17 protein-coding genes are annotated in these 15486 nt (G+C 74.3%); 6 read left to right on the forward strand and 11 right to left on the reverse strand.

The features are described 5' to 3' along the window. Positions 1-14: 14 nt before the first annotated feature. The 7 genes from ligD to BLW14_RS29365 all read right to left on the reverse strand — a co-directional run bounded on the left by ligD (position 15) and on the right by BLW14_RS29365 (position 5323). Positions 15-983 carry a non-homologous end-joining DNA ligase gene (gene ligD / locus BLW14_RS29335; RefSeq protein WP_093710134.1) on the reverse strand — a complete coding sequence of 323 codons (969 nt, stop codon included), beginning with the start codon at positions 981-983 and terminating at the stop codon, positions 15-17. A 46-nt stretch (positions 984-1029) separates the two neighbouring features. Continuing rightward, entirely contained in the window at positions 1030-1626 is a 597-nt protein-coding gene (locus BLW14_RS29340) for a hypothetical protein (RefSeq protein WP_093710135.1), read from the reverse strand. 2 nt (positions 1627-1628) lie between these two features. After that, complete coding sequence (locus BLW14_RS29345) at positions 1629-1886, reverse strand: hypothetical protein (RefSeq protein ID WP_177154140.1); 258 nt, start codon at positions 1884-1886, stop codon at positions 1629-1631. A gap of 157 nt (positions 1887-2043) precedes the next feature. Further along, positions 2044-2676 (reverse strand): class I SAM-dependent methyltransferase, encoded by a 633-nt coding sequence (locus BLW14_RS29350; RefSeq protein WP_177154141.1) that lies wholly within the window; start codon positions 2674-2676, stop codon positions 2044-2046. Between the two features lie 46 nt (positions 2677-2722). After that, positions 2723-3736 carry an NAD(P)/FAD-dependent oxidoreductase gene (locus BLW14_RS29355; RefSeq protein ID WP_093710138.1) on the reverse strand — a complete coding sequence of 338 codons (1014 nt, stop codon included), beginning with the start codon at positions 3734-3736 and terminating at the stop codon, positions 2723-2725. After that, positions 3733-4254, reverse strand: a complete 522-nt coding sequence (locus tag BLW14_RS29360) for an isoprenylcysteine carboxyl methyltransferase family protein (RefSeq protein WP_093710139.1) — start codon at positions 4252-4254, stop codon at positions 3733-3735. The genes BLW14_RS29355 and BLW14_RS29360 overlap by 4 nt, the downstream gene beginning before the upstream one ends. Before the next feature lie 13 nt (positions 4255-4267). After that, entirely contained in the window at positions 4268-5323 is a 1056-nt protein-coding gene (locus BLW14_RS29365) for a type III polyketide synthase (protein WP_093710140.1), read from the reverse strand. A gap of 99 nt (positions 5324-5422) precedes the next feature. Here BLW14_RS29365 and BLW14_RS29370 point away from each other — a divergent pair, with 99 nt between their 5' ends. Beyond that, positions 5423-6286 (forward strand): UbiA family prenyltransferase, encoded by an 864-nt coding sequence (locus tag BLW14_RS29370; RefSeq protein ID WP_093710141.1) that lies wholly within the window; start codon positions 5423-5425, stop codon positions 6284-6286. Between the two features lie 13 nt (positions 6287-6299). On the opposite strand, the gene BLW14_RS29375 is transcribed toward BLW14_RS29370, so the two are convergent. Both BLW14_RS29375 and BLW14_RS34285 read right to left on the reverse strand, forming a co-directional pair. Next, positions 6300-7034: an SDR family NAD(P)-dependent oxidoreductase gene (locus BLW14_RS29375; RefSeq protein ID WP_093710142.1), complete on the reverse strand. Its 735-nt coding sequence runs from the start codon at positions 7032-7034 to the stop codon at positions 6300-6302. A gap of 145 nt (positions 7035-7179) precedes the next feature. Next, entirely contained in the window at positions 7180-7362 is a 183-nt protein-coding gene (locus BLW14_RS34285) for a DUF6381 family protein (protein ID WP_132902517.1), read from the reverse strand. A 150-nt stretch (positions 7363-7512) separates the two neighbouring features. Between BLW14_RS34285 and BLW14_RS29380 the strand changes: the two genes are divergently transcribed. Together BLW14_RS29380 and BLW14_RS29385 are read left to right on the forward strand one after the other, a co-directional pair. Further along, positions 7513-8196 carry a ribonuclease H family protein gene (locus BLW14_RS29380; protein WP_018524609.1) on the forward strand — a complete coding sequence of 228 codons (684 nt, stop codon included), beginning with the start codon at positions 7513-7515 and terminating at the stop codon, positions 8194-8196. A gap of 162 nt (positions 8197-8358) precedes the next feature. Continuing rightward, positions 8359-9081: a CDP-alcohol phosphatidyltransferase family protein gene (locus BLW14_RS29385; protein ID WP_093710143.1), complete on the forward strand. Its 723-nt coding sequence runs from the start codon at positions 8359-8361 to the stop codon at positions 9079-9081. Here BLW14_RS29385 and BLW14_RS29390 read toward each other — a convergent pair. Next, a complete protein-coding gene (locus BLW14_RS29390) occupies positions 9050-9496 on the reverse strand; it encodes an FAD synthase family protein (protein ID WP_093710144.1) in 447 nt (148 codons plus the stop codon). The genes BLW14_RS29385 and BLW14_RS29390 overlap by 32 nt on opposite strands. Before the next feature lie 153 nt (positions 9497-9649). Here BLW14_RS29390 and BLW14_RS29395 point away from each other — a divergent pair, with 153 nt between their 5' ends. The 3 genes from BLW14_RS29395 to BLW14_RS29405 are packed head-to-tail and all read left to right on the forward strand — an operon-like array spanning position 9650 to position 13895. After that, a complete protein-coding gene (locus tag BLW14_RS29395; RefSeq protein WP_093710145.1) occupies positions 9650-10912 on the forward strand; it encodes a glycosyltransferase in 1263 nt (420 codons plus the stop codon). Further along, positions 10909-12645 carry a P-loop NTPase family protein gene (locus BLW14_RS29400; protein ID WP_093710146.1) on the forward strand — a complete coding sequence of 579 codons (1737 nt, stop codon included), beginning with the start codon at positions 10909-10911 and terminating at the stop codon, positions 12643-12645. The genes BLW14_RS29395 and BLW14_RS29400 overlap by 4 nt, the downstream gene beginning before the upstream one ends. After that, complete coding sequence (locus tag BLW14_RS29405; protein WP_093710147.1) at positions 12642-13895, forward strand: MATE family efflux transporter; 1254 nt, start codon at positions 12642-12644, stop codon at positions 13893-13895. The genes BLW14_RS29400 and BLW14_RS29405 overlap by 4 nt, the downstream gene beginning before the upstream one ends. On the opposite strand, the gene BLW14_RS29410 is transcribed toward BLW14_RS29405, so the two are convergent. Further along, the gene (locus BLW14_RS29410; RefSeq protein WP_093710883.1) at positions 13855-15402 is read right to left on the reverse strand and encodes a hypothetical protein; all 1548 of its coding nucleotides are present in this window, start codon (positions 15400-15402) and stop codon (positions 13855-13857) included. The two genes, BLW14_RS29405 and BLW14_RS29410, sit on opposite strands and share 41 nt — an antisense overlap. Positions 15403-15486: the final 84 nt, after the last annotated feature.

Consider the following 15486-nt stretch of genomic DNA (forward strand, 5'->3'; position numbering starts at 1 on the left):
GCCCTGCCGCGCCCTCAGCCCAGCCGGGTCAGGTCCGGCCGCAGCCGCTGCCACACCGGGTGCCGCAGCCGCCCCGCCGCCGTCCACTGCGACGCGCTGACCTCCGCGACCAGCCGGGGTTCCACCCAGTGCGCCCCTGCCACGTCGACCGGACCCGTGAACGGGGAGGCCGGACGCGCGATGACCCTCAGGTACTCCCGCAGGTCGCCCAGCTCCCGGTCCGACATCCCCGACCCCACGGAGCCCGCGTACCGCAGGCCGGCCGGGTCGTCCACCCCGACCAGCACGGCCCCCGGCACACCCGTGGGCGCGCCCTTGCGCTGGGTCCAGCCGCCGATGACCACGTCCAGCGTCTCGACCCGCTTCGTCTTGCGCCAGTCGGGTGAACGCAGCCCCGGCGTGTACGGAGAGGACAGCCGCTTGGCCACCACCCCCTCCAGACCGCCGCGCACGACGGTGTCCCACGCCTTCGCGCCCTGACCGCGCACATAGGACGGCACCGACCAGTGCGGCCCCGCGGACAGCACCCCGGCGAGGACCGCGCGCCGCTCCTCGTAGGCCAGGGAGGTCAGCACACGGCCGTCGAGGAACAGCACGTCGAAGACGACCAGATGCGCGGGGAAGTCCAGCGCCAGGCGGGCGGCGCGGCGGGCGTTCATGATGCCCATCCGGCGCTGGAGCAGCCCGAAGTCGGACCGCCCCGACCCGTCCAGGGCCACGATCTCGCCGTCCAGGACCACGCTGCGCCCGCGAAGCACGTCTGCGAGGGCGTGCAGCTCCGGATAGGTCGGCGTGACGTCGTTGCGGGCCCGTGAGGTCAGGCGCAGCGTGCCGTCTCCGGGTGCCGTGACGACGCAGCGGGCCCCGTCCCACTTGGCCTCGAACGCCCACTCCGCGTCCGGTACGGGCAGCGGTCCCGGCACGGCCAGCATCGGTGCGATCGAGGGGAGCGCCCCGGAGGCGTCCGAGGAGGTGGGGGCCATAGCCTCCATGATCGAACGGCCGGCCGGTCCTCGCAGTCCGGGACGGTCAGGCCGCCCAGGCCGACACCGTCAGGGTGGCGGCGAGGACCCGCCACAGCGCCCAGGCGCCCGCCCGGCTCGCCGCGCCGCACGGCACGCTCCTGGTGCAGGAGGTCTCCCGGTCCTGCCACGCGGCGACGTCCAGGTAGTGGAAGCCGAAGGTGCGCGTGAAGGTGAACCGGATGTGCAGGCCCGCGCCCAGGTCGTGACCGCGGAGCGTGGCGATCTGGAGGTGGTCGCCGGCGGCGGACTCCACACGCACCGGATTGGTGCCGAGCAGGTCGCAGGTGTCACCCGAACGGACGCGGTCCGGGCAGTCGCCGCTCACCGGGAACAGCCAGAAGTGGCCGGTCAGCTGCCGGCGCACGGCCTCCGGTGTGGTGAACGGGTGCACCCCGAGCCCGTAGCCGTACCAGTACAGCAGGCGCTCGCCGTCCAGGCAGCGCTCGCGGTCCGGGTCGCAGGCACCGGCGGTGTGCCGCGCGGGAGCCGCCTGCCGGGGCCCGGCGTCCGCGCGGGCCGCCGGGGCGGCGAGCACCAGCGCGAGGCAGGGCGCCACCGCGAGCGCCAGGGCGCGCCGGGCGCTCCGGCGCTCACGGGGCACGCTCAGCCCGGCGACTCGTCCGGCACCGGGTGCTCCGGATGCACCCCGGCGTTGCGGGCCTCACCGCGCCCGGACCCGGACTCGTCCGGATCGGGAAGGTCGCGGGAGTCGTCCCCGTCGCGCCCGGCACGCGGCGGCGGCGGCACGTCCATCGGGTCCTCGCCCTCCTGGACCTGCTGGTCGGGCATGTCCGCGGGCACCGGAGGGGGACTCGGGGACGCACCCTCGTGAACGGGTCCCTCTGGTCTGCGGTCGGTCATGAAGATCCTCCGTCGTCGTCCCCGCGGGCAGGCGGCGGGGTCATCGGTAGCCTCGCGGCGCCGGGTACCCGCAGCGCGCCCGCCAATTCATTGTGGTCCGGCCGGGACGGCACGGCATGTCCGCCCGGGCCCGGGACGACGGGGACCGCTGCCCGGCTCAGCGCCGCCGGGCGAGCAGGAACATCTGCGGTTCGGGGACGGCCGCCGGGACGGCGGGGACGAACATGGTGCTCGTGCGCGACAGCACGCTGAACCCGGCCTCCTCCACCAGAGCGGTGAACGCGTCCTCGCCGAAGCTGGTGACCTCCACCGGCTGACCCATGAACGTGCCGCCGACCCCCTCGACGTCCAGCGGCACCGTCGCCACCGCCAGATGGCCCTCCGGCCGCAGGACGCGCGCGGCCAGCCGCAGTACGTCGCCCTGCTCGGAGCGCGACATCTGCAACAGCGCGAAGTACATGCACACCGCGTCGAACGCGCCGTCCTCCAGCGCGAGCGTGCGGATGTCGGCGCACCGGAATTCGGCCGCGGGCACCTGGCGCGAGGCGATGTCCACCATCACCGGCGAGACGTCGACCCCCAGCACCTCGTGGCCGGCGTCGACGAGGGTCTGGGCCGTCGGCCGGCCCGTGCCGCTGCCGATGTCCAGCACCCGGCCGTGCTCGGGCAGCACCGCCAGGAGCCGGTCCAGCGATGCCCGGTGCGCGGCCGAACCGGCGAACGCCTCCTCGTATACGGTGCCCAGGGCGTCGAACACCGCCGCCGCTGTGCGAGGTTGTCCCGCTGACATGGCAGACCCCTTCCTGCTCCGGTCGTGTTCCGGTACTCCCACACTTCTACTGCAACGCGCGCACCGCCGCCGCGAAAACCGCCGGAGCCCGGTGTGCCGCCGGTACGACCAGCCGGGCCGTGGCGGGGCGCCGGGCCGCCGCCAGCAGCCCGGCCGTCAGCAGCCGGTGACGCAGCGTCAGCCGCTGCCAGCGGGCCGGGTACGCCTCCGGCCGGCCGGCCGCCAGCGCCTCCACGGCGGCGCCCGCCGTCGCCACGGCCAGCGCGACGCCCTCGCCGGTCAGCGCGTCCAGGTAGCCCGCCGCGTCCCCGACCAGCAGCACCCGCCCGGCCCGCCGCGCCCGCGCCCGCTGACGCAGCGGCCCGGCACCGCGTACGGGCCCCGCCTCCCGGCCCGTCAGCAGCTCGGCGAGCCGGGGGAAGGCGGCCAGGTGACGCCCGTACGGCAGGCGCTCCCGGCTGAGCACCGCAACCCCCACCGAGCCGTCGCCGAGCGGTGTCACGTACGCCTCGCCGTGCCGCGACCAGTGCACCTCCACGAAGTCCGCCCACGGGTCCACGCGGTAGTGGCGCCGCAGCCCGTACCGGCGCACCGGCGCCGGTGGCCCGTCGAGCCCCAGCTCCCGGCGCAGCGGCGAGTGCAGCCCGTCGGCGGCGATCAGCCAGCGGGCCGAAAGACCGCAGGCCGTCACCCGGTCCTCCTCCTGCCGCACACCGGCCACCTTGCCGGGGACGATACGGACGCCCAGCTCCAGCGCCCGTCGGTGCAGCGCGGAGTGCAGGACGGTGCGCCGGACCCCGAGCCCCGATCCGCCCCGGAACGGGGCGACCGCGCTGCGCGGGCCCGCCACGTACCGGATGCCGTGCAGCGGCCGCCCGCCCACCGGGACACCGAGGGCCGCCAGCGCCGCCACGCCGCTGGGCATGATCCCCTCGCCGCACGCCTTGTCGACAGGGGCCGGGCGGGGCTCCACGACCACGGCCTCCATGCCGAGCCCCGCGGCCCGGATCGCCGCGGCCAGCCCGGCCGGGCCGCCTCCCGCCACCAGCAGGTCGATCACGCCGGCACGCCCGAAGCGGAGGCGAGCGCCGCCTCCTCGCACCGCACCCGTACGGCCATCAGCACCGCGTTGCACACGGTGAAGACCGCGGCCGTCACCCACGCGCCGTGCACCAGCGGCAGCGCGATGCCCTCGGCCGCGACGGCCACGTAGTTGGGGTGGCGCAGCAGCCGGTACGGGCCGCCCGTCACCAGGGGCAGACCGGGCACCACGACGACGCGCGTGTTCCAGCGGTGTCCGAGCGTACGGATGCACCACCAGCGCAGGCCCTGCGCGGCCAGGACCACCGCCACCATCGCCCAGCCGGGCAGTGGCACGAACGGCCGGTCCGCCACCGCCGCCTCGACCAGGCAGCCCGCGAGCAGCGCCGTGTGCAGGGCGACCATCGCCGGATAGTGGCCCCGGCCCGACTCGACACCGCCCCTCGCCCGGGCCCAGCGGGTGTTGCGCAGGGCGACGGCGAGTTCGGCGACGCGTTCCCCGGCGACGGCCAGCACCAGCGCGGCGTACCAGACCATGTTCTTCTCCTGTCTACCAGCGCAGAAGCACGAGTTCGCTGCAGAAGCCGGGGCCCATGGCCATCAGCAGACCCGGCGAGCCCCGCTCCGGACGGCGTTGCTCCAGGGTGTCGCGCAGCACGTGGAGCACCGAGGCCGAGGAGAGGTTGCCCACCTCGGCGAGCGACCGCCAGGTCACGTCGAGCGCCCCCTCGGGCAGCGACAGGACGTCGGACACGGCTTCCAGGACCTTGGGGCCGCCCGGATGGCACACCCAGTGCGCCACGTCCTTCGGCTTCAGCCCGTGCTCCGCGAGGAATTGGCTCACGTCGTCCGCCAGATATCGGCGCACCACGTCCGGCACGCCGGGGTCGAGCATCACCTTGAAACCGGTGTCGCGGATGTCCCAGCCCATCACGTGCGCGGTGTCCGGATACATACGGCTGCGCGTGGCCACCACCTCGGGGCCCTCGCCGGACCCCCGGCCCGCGCCGAACGCCACGACGGCGGCCGCCCCGTCACCGAACAGCGCGGTCGCCACCAGGTTCGCCGGGGCCGCGTCCCACCGCTGGAACGTCAGCGAACACAGCTCCACCGAGAGCAGCACCGCTACGTCGTCGGGCCGGCCCAGCAGGTAGTCGTGCAGCCGGGCCACCCCGGCTGCCCCCGCCACACAGCCGAGCCCGAACACCGGCAGCCGCTTCACATCGGGCCGCAGCCCGAGCCGCCCCACGAGCCGGGCGTCCACGGAGGGCGCGGCCACGCCCGTCACGGACGTGAACATCAGCAGGTCCACGTCCTCCGGCCGCAGCCCCGCCGTCCGCAGAGCCCCGCGCAGCGCCTCGGCGCCCAGATCGACCGCCGCGCCGATGAACACGTCGTTGGCTTCCCCGAAGCCGCGCAGGTCCCCGTACCGCTCCAGGGGAAGCACCATGTTCCGGGCGCCCACCCGGGCGTTGGCGTGCAGCCGGTCCAGGACACGCCGGTCCGCACCCGGTGGCAGACACGTCCGGGCCACCATGTCGGTGACCTCCCGCTGCGTGTGCCGGTACGGGGCCGGGGTGCCGTGCACGGCCGCGATCCGGGTCATCGCGGGTCCCGCTGAGGATGCGTCATGCGCTCATCCCTGCCCCACGAGAGGGACGAACCACCGCAAACAACCCATGCGGGTGTCCCCTACGATCACGCCATGGGCACCCCGGAACCTCCGCTCACCTCCGCCGCCCCGGCCCAGCCCCTCCGCAGCGCGGCCGCCCTGGCCCGCTCCTGCCACCCGGGCCCGGTGGTCGCGGTGACCGTGATCGCCGCGCTCCTCGCCACGGGGGCCGGTCTCGACGGGGTGCGGCGTGCCCTGCTGGTCGCCGCCGTGCTCACCGGTCAGCTCTCGGTGGGCTGGTGCAACGACGCGTTCGACGCCGGGCGGGACGCGGTGGCCGGGCGGCGCGGCAAACCGGTGGCCGACGGCTCGGTGGGCGCGCGTACGGTGTGGACGGCGGCCCTCACCGCGGCCCTGCTCTGCGTCCCGCTCTCCCTGACCTGCGGCCCGCTCGCCGGAACCCTGCACCTCGCGGCGGTCGCCGCGGCCTGGGCGTACAACCTCGGCGTGAAGGCGACGCCCCTGTCCTGGCTGCCGTACGCGACGGGCTTCGCCGTCCTCCCCGCCATGGCGGCCCTGACGGTACCCGGCGGTCCGCCCCCGCCCTGGTGGCTGCCGACCGCCGGCGCCCTGCTGGGCGTCGCCGCCCACCTGGGTGACGTACTCCCCGACATCGAGGACGACCTGCGCGCGGGCGTACGCGGCCTGCCCCAGCGCCTCGGCCCCACCGCGACGGCCGCCCTGCTCCCCGTACCGCTCCTGGCAGCCTCCGCCACCCTCGCACTGGGCCCCCCGGGCCCACCCGGCCCCTGGGGCACGACCACCCTGACCCTGGCCCTCCCCACCGCCCTGACCGGCCTCCTCCTCACCCCCAATTGGCGCAAGGCCCCACTGGCGGCCGCCGCGATCGTGGCAACGGCGGACGTGGCGCTGCTGCTGGTACGGGGAGCGGGGTGACCCGGAGCGGCGGCTACCGGCCGCCTGCCACCCGCATCACCGTTCCCGTCGCGTACGACGCGTCCGGGGAGAGGAGCCAGGCCACGGCGCCGGCGATCTCCTCCGGGAGGCCGGGGCGGCCCAGGGGGGTGGCGGGGCCGAGTTTGTCGGGGCGCTCGGGGTCCGCGTGGAATTCGGTGCGGATGACGCCGGGGGCGACCGCGTTGACGCGGATGCCGGCCGGGCCGACCTCCTTGGAAAGGCCGACGGTCATCGTGTCGACGGCGCCCTTGGCGGCGGCGTAGTGCACGTACTCGCCGGGGCTGCCCAGCGTGGCGGCGGCAGAGGAGACGTTGACGACCGCCCCGCCGCCCGAGGCCGTCATGTCGCGTACCGCGCGGCGCGCGCAGAGCAGGTAGCCGAGGACGTTGACCTCCAGGGCGCGCCGCATGCCCGCCGCGTCGGCGTCGGCCAGGGGACCGACCGGGCCGCTCATGCCCGCGTTGTTGACCAGGCCGGTGACCGGGCCCAGCTCGGCGGCCGCGGTGTCGAAGAGCCGGTCGACGTCCGCCTCGTCGGCCGTGTCCGCCCGGACCGTCACGCAGCGCCGGCCCGTCGCGCGTACCGCTTCGGCGACGGACTCGGCCGCCGAGGAGTCCGAGTGGTAGGCCAGCGCGATGTCATGGCCCTCACCTGCCAGCCGTACGCAGACCGCCGCACCGATGCCGCGGCTGCCGCCGGTGACCACAGTGACCGATTGACCGTTCATGGCAGGCCCCGCCTTCCGTCGTACTCACTCGCGGGGCCATCGTAGGCGGGGGTGATCAACGACCCGGCGGCGCCCCGCGAACACGACGGTGGACTGCCACCCACTCATGGAAGAGTGACAGTCCACCGGTCTGTGTGCCGTGTCGTCACACGGGCAGGCCGTTGTTCTCCCGGCCGTCCTGCTGCTCGCTCTGCTCCTGGAGCTTTCGGGCCTTCTCCTGCAGCCGGCGGCGCTGCTCCGGGTCGCCGGTGCGCTCCGCGGCCTCGGTCAGGTGCCGCGCCTTCTCGCGCATCTGCTGGGCTCGGTTCACCTCTCGTGCAACGCTCATCGTCACTCCTCGGGGACGGTAGGGGAGAGCGGGCTCCTTCAGGGAAGCAGCGCGCCGTCACCAACGCACGCCGAAGCATCACCCACCGTGATGGCCGCAGGTGGGAGTGGGCGGCAAGGGCCGGGTCCCGGCGCTGGCATGATCGGGGGTATGAACGAGCGCAAGATCGCCGCGTGTGACGGGGCGTCGAAGGGTAATCCGGGGCCCGCGGCCTGGGCCTATGTGGTGGCCGACGCCGAGGGGCGGCCCCAGCGGTGGGAGGCGGGGCCGCTCGGCACCGCCACCAACAACATCGCCGAGCTCACCGCCCTGCAGGAGCTCCTGGAGTCCGTGGACCCGGCCGTGGCGCTCGAGGTCCGGATGGACTCGCAGTACGCGATGAACGCGGTCACCAAGTGGCTGCCCGGCTGGAAGCGCAACGGCTGGAAGACCTCGGCCGGCAAGCCCGTCGCCAACCGCGAGCTGGTGACCCGCATCGACGAACTCCTCGGCGGACGGGCCGTCACCTTCGTCTACGTACCGGCGCACCAGGTGGACGGCGACCCGCTCAACGCACTCGCCGACCAGGCCGCCAGCGAGGTGGCCGTCAGCCAGAGCGCCGCCGGCACCTCGCACGGCTCGGCCACCCCCGTCCCCGCGCCCTCCCGCGCCACCGAGGGCCGCCGGACCGGCACCGCGGTGAAGAAGGCGGGCGGCACGGGGCGCACCGGCGCCACCATCCGGGCCAAGTTCGCCGGCCGGTGCCACTGCGGGAAGCCGTACGCCGCCAAGGACATGATCGCGAAGAACGACCACGGCTGGGGCCACCCGGAGTGCCGCACGGCCTCCGCCTGACCGGCTCCGGGGCGGCGGCTTCCGGTCAACCGCCGCCGTGCGGGCACCAGGTGGGGCGAACCACCCGCGCGGGGCGGCGGCCCGTGCCATGATGCGGCTCCGGCGGTGCACGGTGTGCGCCGCCGGGGGAGCGTTGGGGAACGCCGACACGCTGGGGGGCGTATGGAGAGCACGTCGACGGTGCTGCGTCAGCTGCGCAGTGCGCAGAAATCGGCCAAGGGGGTATCGCTCTACTCCCGGTACGTGAACCGTCCGGCCGGGAGGGTCTTCGCCGTCGGCGCGTACCGGCTCGGCATGACGCCCAATCAGGTCACCCTGGTGAGCGCGGTTCTCACCTTCGGCGCCCTGGCAGGTGTGGCGCTCGTCCGCCCGGGTCCCTGGCTCGCCGTGCTCGTCTACCTCGGGCTCGCCGTGGGTTTCGCCCTCGACTCGGCGGACGGGCAGCTCGCGCGGCTGACCGGGCGCGGCGGGCCCGACGGCGAATGGCTGGACCACGTCGTCGACTGCGCCAAGATGGTCCTCGTCCACACCGCCGTACTCGTCTCGTTCCAGCGCTGGTTCGCCCTGCCGGGCGACGGCTGGCTGCTGCTGCCGCTCGGATTCCTGTTCGTCGCGGTGCTGACGTTCTGCGCGGGGCTGCTGCGCGAACAGCTCGGCAAGGCGGCGGCCGCCCCCGCACCCGCCCCTGCCGCGCCTACGTCCCGGCTGCGGGCCGTGGCGCTGCTGCCCGCCGACTACGGGGTGTTCTGCCTGGTGTTCCTGCTGCTCGGCGACGAGACGGCGTTCCGGGTCGGATACGCCGTACTCGCCGCCGTGCACGCGCTGTTCCTCGTCCTGTTCCTGGGCAAGTGGTTCAGGGAGCTGAAAGCGCTCCGGGCGCACTGACGAGCGTGTCCAGCGCCCGGCGCAACTGGGTGCTTGAGGTATGCACGGTGTAAGGGAAGTACACGACCTCCACGCCGACCTCGGCGAAGTCGCGTTCGAGCTTCCTGCCCTTGTCCGTGTCCCGCCAGTCGTCCCCCTTGAAGATGACGTCGAACCTGACCTGCTGCCACGTCTCGACCTTCTCCGGGACGGTCTCGACGAAGGCAGCGTCCACGTACCGCACGCTCCGCACGATCTCCAGCCGTTCCGGGAGCGGGATCACCGGACGGTGTCCCTTGGCCAGGGCGGCCATCTCGTCGGAGACCACCCCCGCGACCAGGTAGTCGCACTGGCTCCGCGCATGACGAAGGATATTGAGGTGTCCCACATGGAACAGGTCGTAGACCCCCGGCGCGTAGCCGACCCTGTGCACCATCCGTTCTCTCCCCCCACGGTGAACGCGATGTCCGCGATAGTCCAACGACCTTACTGTGAAGACCACTTGCTCATCTCATGAACGGATAAGCTCGCTTTTGGGGCTGTTCCTCGGTGGAACACTGATGGCTCCGGGGGGGAAGGCGATCGTCCGATGGAAGACCCAGAGCACCGCAGACCGTTCGAGCACCGGCGCCTGCTGGTGGTGTCCACGAACTACGCACCGGAGCTGACCGGCATCGGCCCGTACGCCGCCCAGCTCGCCGAGCACTGGGCCGCGTCCGGCGCCGACACCCACGTCCTGACCGGCATGCCGCACTACCCGGCCTGGCGCACCGACGCGGCCTACCGGGGTGTGTGGCGCACCGAGGAGCGGCGCGAGGGCGTCACCGTCCACCGCAGGCGCCACTACGTGCCGGCCCGGCAGAGCGCGTTACGCAGAGCCGCCTTCGAGGCGAGCGTCCTGGCGCACGGCCTCCTCGCCCCGCCCGGCGTGCGCCCCGACGCGGTGGTCGCCCAGATGCCCAGCCTCGCCGGCGGCGTCATCGGCGCCCGTACCGCCCGCAGCCTCCGGGTGCCGTACGTCCCGGTCGTCCAGGACCTGATGGGCGCCGCCGCGGCCCAGAGCGGCATCCGGGGCGGGGACAGGGCGGCGGCCCTCGCCGCGAGGGCCGAGCGGTTCGCGCTGGGCGCCGCCACCCTCGTCGGCGTCATCCACGAGAGCTTCGTCCCCCGCGTCACCGCCTACGGGGTGGACCCCGGCCGCATCCGGGTCGTCCCCAACTGGAGCCATGTGCGCACCCCTTCGGCCGGCCGCGCCGCCACCCGGGCCCGGCTCGGCTGGTGCGAGGGCACGCCCGTCGTCCTGCACTCCGGGAACATGGGGCTCAAGCAGGGCCTGGAGGTCCTGGTCGACGCGGCCAGGCTCGCCCCCGAGATCCGGATCGTCCTGATGGGCGACGGCAATCAGCGCGACGCCCTGCGCGCCGGCGCCGCCGGACTGCCCAACCTGGACTTCCTGCCGCCCGCCGACGCGGAGGATTTCACCGACATCCTGGCCGCCGCCGACGTCCTTGCCGTCACCCAACGGGCCTCGGTGCTCGACATGAGCGTGCCCTCCAAGCTCACCTCCTACTTCGTGTCCGGCCGCCCCGTCGTCGCCTCCGTGGCCGACGAGGGCGGCACCGCCGAGGAGGTACGGCGCTCCGGGGCAGGACTCCTCGTCGCGCCCGAGGACCCGGCCGCCGTGCTCGGCGCCGTACGCAAGCTCATCGAGTCACCCGCCGAGGCCGACGCACTCGGCGCCAACGGACCGCGGTACGTGGACAGGTATCTGGGCCGGGAAGCCGCACTCGCCCGGTTCGACGCCCTGCTCACCGAGGCCTTGCGGGACCACCGAGAGGGACGCCGCCGATGACCGAACCGATCCGCACGCTGGACGAGCAGGACGAACCCGCACTGCTCAGGGACCAGTTCCGCCAGCTACTGCGCTACCGGACCCTCCTCGTCACCGGTGTGCTCCTCGGGCTCCTCGGCGGCGGCTGGCTCGCCCTGAGCGGCGAGGACACCTACGCCGCCACCGGTGAGGTGTCCGTACGCTCCGCCGCCTCCGACCCGTTCGCCGCCGGGGCCTCGGCCGACAAGGGCATCAACATCGGCTCCGAACGCCAGACCGCCGTCAGCGACGCCGTGGGCACCATCGCGGCCGGCACCCTCGCCAAACAGGGCGACACCGTGGAGGTCGGCGCGCTGCTCTCCGGGCTCCAGGTCACCAACCCGCCCAACACCCTCGTCCTCAAGTTCGCCTACACCGGCCGCACCCCCGAGGAGGCCAGGGCCAGGGCCCAGGCGCTCGCCGAGGCCTACCTGGAGATACGGCGCGAGCGCACCGAGGACAGCATCGACAACATGGTCGACGGCTACCGCGCCCAGCTCAAACCGCTCACCGAACAGCGCGACCGCCTCGCCGAGCAGGAGACCGGGACGAGCGGCGACGACGTCACCAGCGCACGCGCCAACCTGATCGTCGCCATCTCCGCGCTCAACCAGAAGATCTCCGAACTCCGCGCCCTGGACACCACGCCCGGCTACCTCAACAAGAAACCCGTCGCCCCGCAGCACCCCACCGGGGCCGGGCTGCCACTGCTGCTCGGACTCGGCGGCGTCGTCGGACTCGCCCTCGGGCTGCTGATGTCCTGGGTGCGGCTCGTCTTCGACCCGGCCGTCCGCTCCACCCGGGAACTCGTCCGCTCGCTGGGCGCCCCGCTGCTCGGCACCCTCCCCAGGGAGCGCGCGGGAGCCCGCTCCCTGCTCGCGATCGGCCGCCCCGGCAGCCGGCTCGCCGAGGAGTACCGGGCGGTCGCCTTTCGGCTCGCCTACGACCCCTCCTTCGCCGAACGCCGCCGGCTCCTGGTCACCGCGCCCCGGGGCGACAACGACATGGCGCGCGCCGCCGCCGCCAACCTCGCCGCCGCGTTCGCCGAGATGGGCCGGGACGTCCTGCTCGTCGAGGCCGACCTGCGCACCCCGTCCCTGGCAGCCGAGCTGGGCGTGGCCCACCCGGGCACCAAGGGCCCCCGCTGGGCCACGGGCCAGCAGGAACGCGGCTGGCCCGCCGACAGCCGCGCCAACGTGGACGTCCCCGGCTCGGGCGCCTTCACCCTGGTCGCCGGCCGCCGCACCGAGAACGTGCCGCGCGCCCTGACCTCAGCCCCCGTCAGCCGAATCCTGGCGGAGGGCGGCAGACCCGGGGCGGTCGTCATCGTGCTCGCCCCGCCGGTCCTCTCGTACGCAGACGCCGTCGCCCTCGTCGACCGCGTCGAAGGCGTCGTCATCGTCTGCCGGCCGCGCGAGGTGCACCGCAGCGACCTGGAACGCATCCGCGAGGTCATCGGCGCGGCGGGCGGCTCGGTCCTGGGCACCCTGCTCCACCCCGGCTACGGCCGAGTGGACCGGCGGGCCCGCCGCAACGCCCCCCGGGACGGGCGCGGCCGGCAGCCCGCCGTGCAGGAGCCCGCCGCCCCGCCGGCCAGGTACGGCGACCCGGACGTGGCCGCCGTCCACGGCGACCCGGCCGAGACGCTCGGGCTGCGCACCGTGGACGACGGCCACGGGCGCGGCGGCCGCAACAGCGCCGCCGGACACAGATGAGGGCCCGTACCGCGGTCGTCTGCTCGGTCGCGGACCAGGGGGTGGCGGCCCTCACCAACATCCTGGTGCTGGTCGCCGCCGCCCGGCTCTCCACTGTCGCCGGCTTCGCCCGCTTCTCCGCCGTCTACCTCGTCTTCACCGTGCTGCTCGGCGTCTCCGGCGCCTATACGGGCCAGCCGCTCGTCCTGCGCCGGGGCGGGGGAGACGACACCCGCGGCGCCTGCCGGACCGCCGCCTGCTTCACCCTCCTCGCGGCCACCGTCCTCGGCGGACTGCTCGCCGTCGTCTGCGCGCTGCTGCCGGGCCCCACGGCACAAGCCCTGATGGCACTGGGCCTCGTCCTGCCCGTGGTGCTCGGGCAGGACATCGTGCGTTACGCCTTCGCCACGCTGCACGCCCAGCACCTGGCCCTGGCGGCCGACACCCTCCGGCTCGTCTGCGTCATGGGCGCGCTGGCCGTGCAACCGCACGGAGCGCCGGCCGCCCGTCTGGTTGCCGTCTGGGGGCTCTCCGCGTTGCCCGCGCTGCTGCTGTCGGCCGTCGCCCTGCACTGCAGGACCGCCGGCGCACCGGTGGCGCTGCGACCGCTGCTCGCCAGGGGACACCTCGGCCGGAGGTTCGTCGTCGAGTTCGGCGTCGGCAACGCCACCTCACAGCTCTCCGTGCTCGGCCTCGGCGCCGTCGGCAACCCGCTGGTCGTCGGCGCCCTGCGCGGCGCCACCACCCTCTTCGGCCCGCTCAACGTGCTGTTCACCTCCGCCACCGGCTTCGGCCCCCCGCTCCTCGGACGGCTCGCCACCGACCGGCTCCGGGTACGCGCCACCGCGGCGCTGGCCGCCGTCCTCGCCCTGACGGCCGCCTCCTGGGCCACCGTCCTCGCCCTGCTGCCCGGCTCCGTCGGCCGCCGCCTGCTCGGCGCCACCTGGCCCACGGCCGCGGAGCTGCTCCCGGCCACCGGCAGCCAGTACGCGGCGATGGCCGCCGGCACCTGCGGCCTGCTGGCCCTCCGGCTCCTCGACCCGCGCACCACGTTGTCCATCCAGGTGGTGTTCTCGCTCGCCTCCGTGGCGTTCCTCGCATGCGGTTACGTCGTCGGGGGCGTCCCGGGCGCCGCCTGGGGGCTGTTCCTGGGCTCCCTCTGCAAGGCAGCCGCCACCTGGGTCAGGGTGGCGCGGCTGCGTCGGCGTACGCCTGCCCGCGACGAGGACGTCAGCGCCGACGCCCTGCCCGCCGCTCCCGGAACGTACTGATCGCGGCCAGACACAGCGCGGCGATCGCCAGCTTCCCCGCCGCCTGGAGGAGCGGCCCGCGCAGCAGGATGAAGGTGTAACCGGCGATCAGCGGCGCGGCGATGGCCAGCACGCTCCCGGGGCCCGGCCCCGCCCGGGTGACGGCCAGGGCGTAGCGGCGGTCGGTGCGGGCCGACGCGTAACCGATCAGCGCCATCCCGCCGATCATGCCGGTCGCTCCGAAATCGACCCAGAACTCCGTCCACAGCGGGGCCGACAGATTGGTCATCCGCAGCCCCATCCACTGCCCGACCCGGACCCCGGTGTCCTCCGGCTTCCCGCTCCACACCGCGCGAGGCACGAAGAACAGCCCGGAGCCCGCCAGTTGGCGGCCATAGGTGTGGCCCCGGGTGCCGACCCACGAGATGGTGTTGGCGAACATCACCATCTGGTCGTAGTCCTTCGTCACCAGCGGATCGAAGACCGAGGCCGACTGCACGGCCCGCTGGCTCCCCTCCTCGTACCGGAACCTGTCCGCGTACGGGAACAGCACCAGCGCCCCCACCACGCCCGCCGTCAGCACCGTCCGGTAGACCGCCGCACTGCTCGGGAACGCGGCGAACACGAACGCCACCACCACGGTGAGGAACCAGTAACGGGCGTTGGAAACCGGGTTGTTCACGAGCAGGTTCAGCGCCACCAGCGCCACCCACACCAGCACCGTCGACGGTGTGCGCCGGGCCCGGTACGAGGTCGCCAGGCGGCGGGTGTAGAAGAGGAGCGCCAGCAGCGCGGGGACCTGCCCGAATCCCTTGAGGAACGCCGAGCCCACATTGGACCCCTCCGCCGCCACCCCGCTCGCCGCGACCGTCTCGTTGATCTCCTGCCGGCTGGCGAAGAAGACCGCGGGCCCGCCCAGCTTCAGCACGTAGAACGCGCTCGCCGTGAACGCCAGCAGCACCAGCAGCCGCAGCCGCAGCGGATGGGCCACGGCGGGCCCGCTGCGGCCCCGCGCCGAGGGAGTCCGGCGGCGCAGCGGGCGCCGGGACGCCAGCAGCGCCCCCAGGTCGTAGGCGGCACACCCCACCAGAACCATCGCGACGGCCGTGACCAGGTCCTCGCGCGGCCCCACCATCGGTGTCGGCGTCTGCCCGATCACCACCTGGGCGAACGGCGCCACACCCATCGCGATGTACACGAACATCCAGAAGACGCCCTGGAGCAGCCGCCGCCGGGTGGAGAGGATCATCGTGGCGAGCCGGGCCCCCGCGTAGCAGGTCAGCACCAGCTGGAGCCAGTACGCCGTGTCCCGGACCTCACCGCCGGGCTGGGCGGCGATCACGGCGGGCAGGAAGCAGACCAGGCCCAGGGTGAGCGGCACCGACAGCGCCCGCGACAGCATCGACCAGGCGATCGGCCGCTCCGGCCGCTCCGGCGGCTTCGGAGGGCCACCGGACCCTCCCGGCTTCGGCGCGCCCGCGACCGTGGGCACGTCCCGCCCCCGCGCCGACGTGTGCACCGACGTCATGCGCCCCCCCGGGATCAGCGAACTGCTGAACACTCTAACGAATCAGCCCACTTGAGGGTGACCCGATGACTACGCTGTGAATAC

The sequence above is a fragment of the Streptomyces sp. 2131.1 genome (assembly GCF_900105515.1).
Taxonomy (GTDB): domain Bacteria; phylum Actinomycetota; class Actinomycetes; order Streptomycetales; family Streptomycetaceae; genus Streptomyces; species Streptomyces drozdowiczii.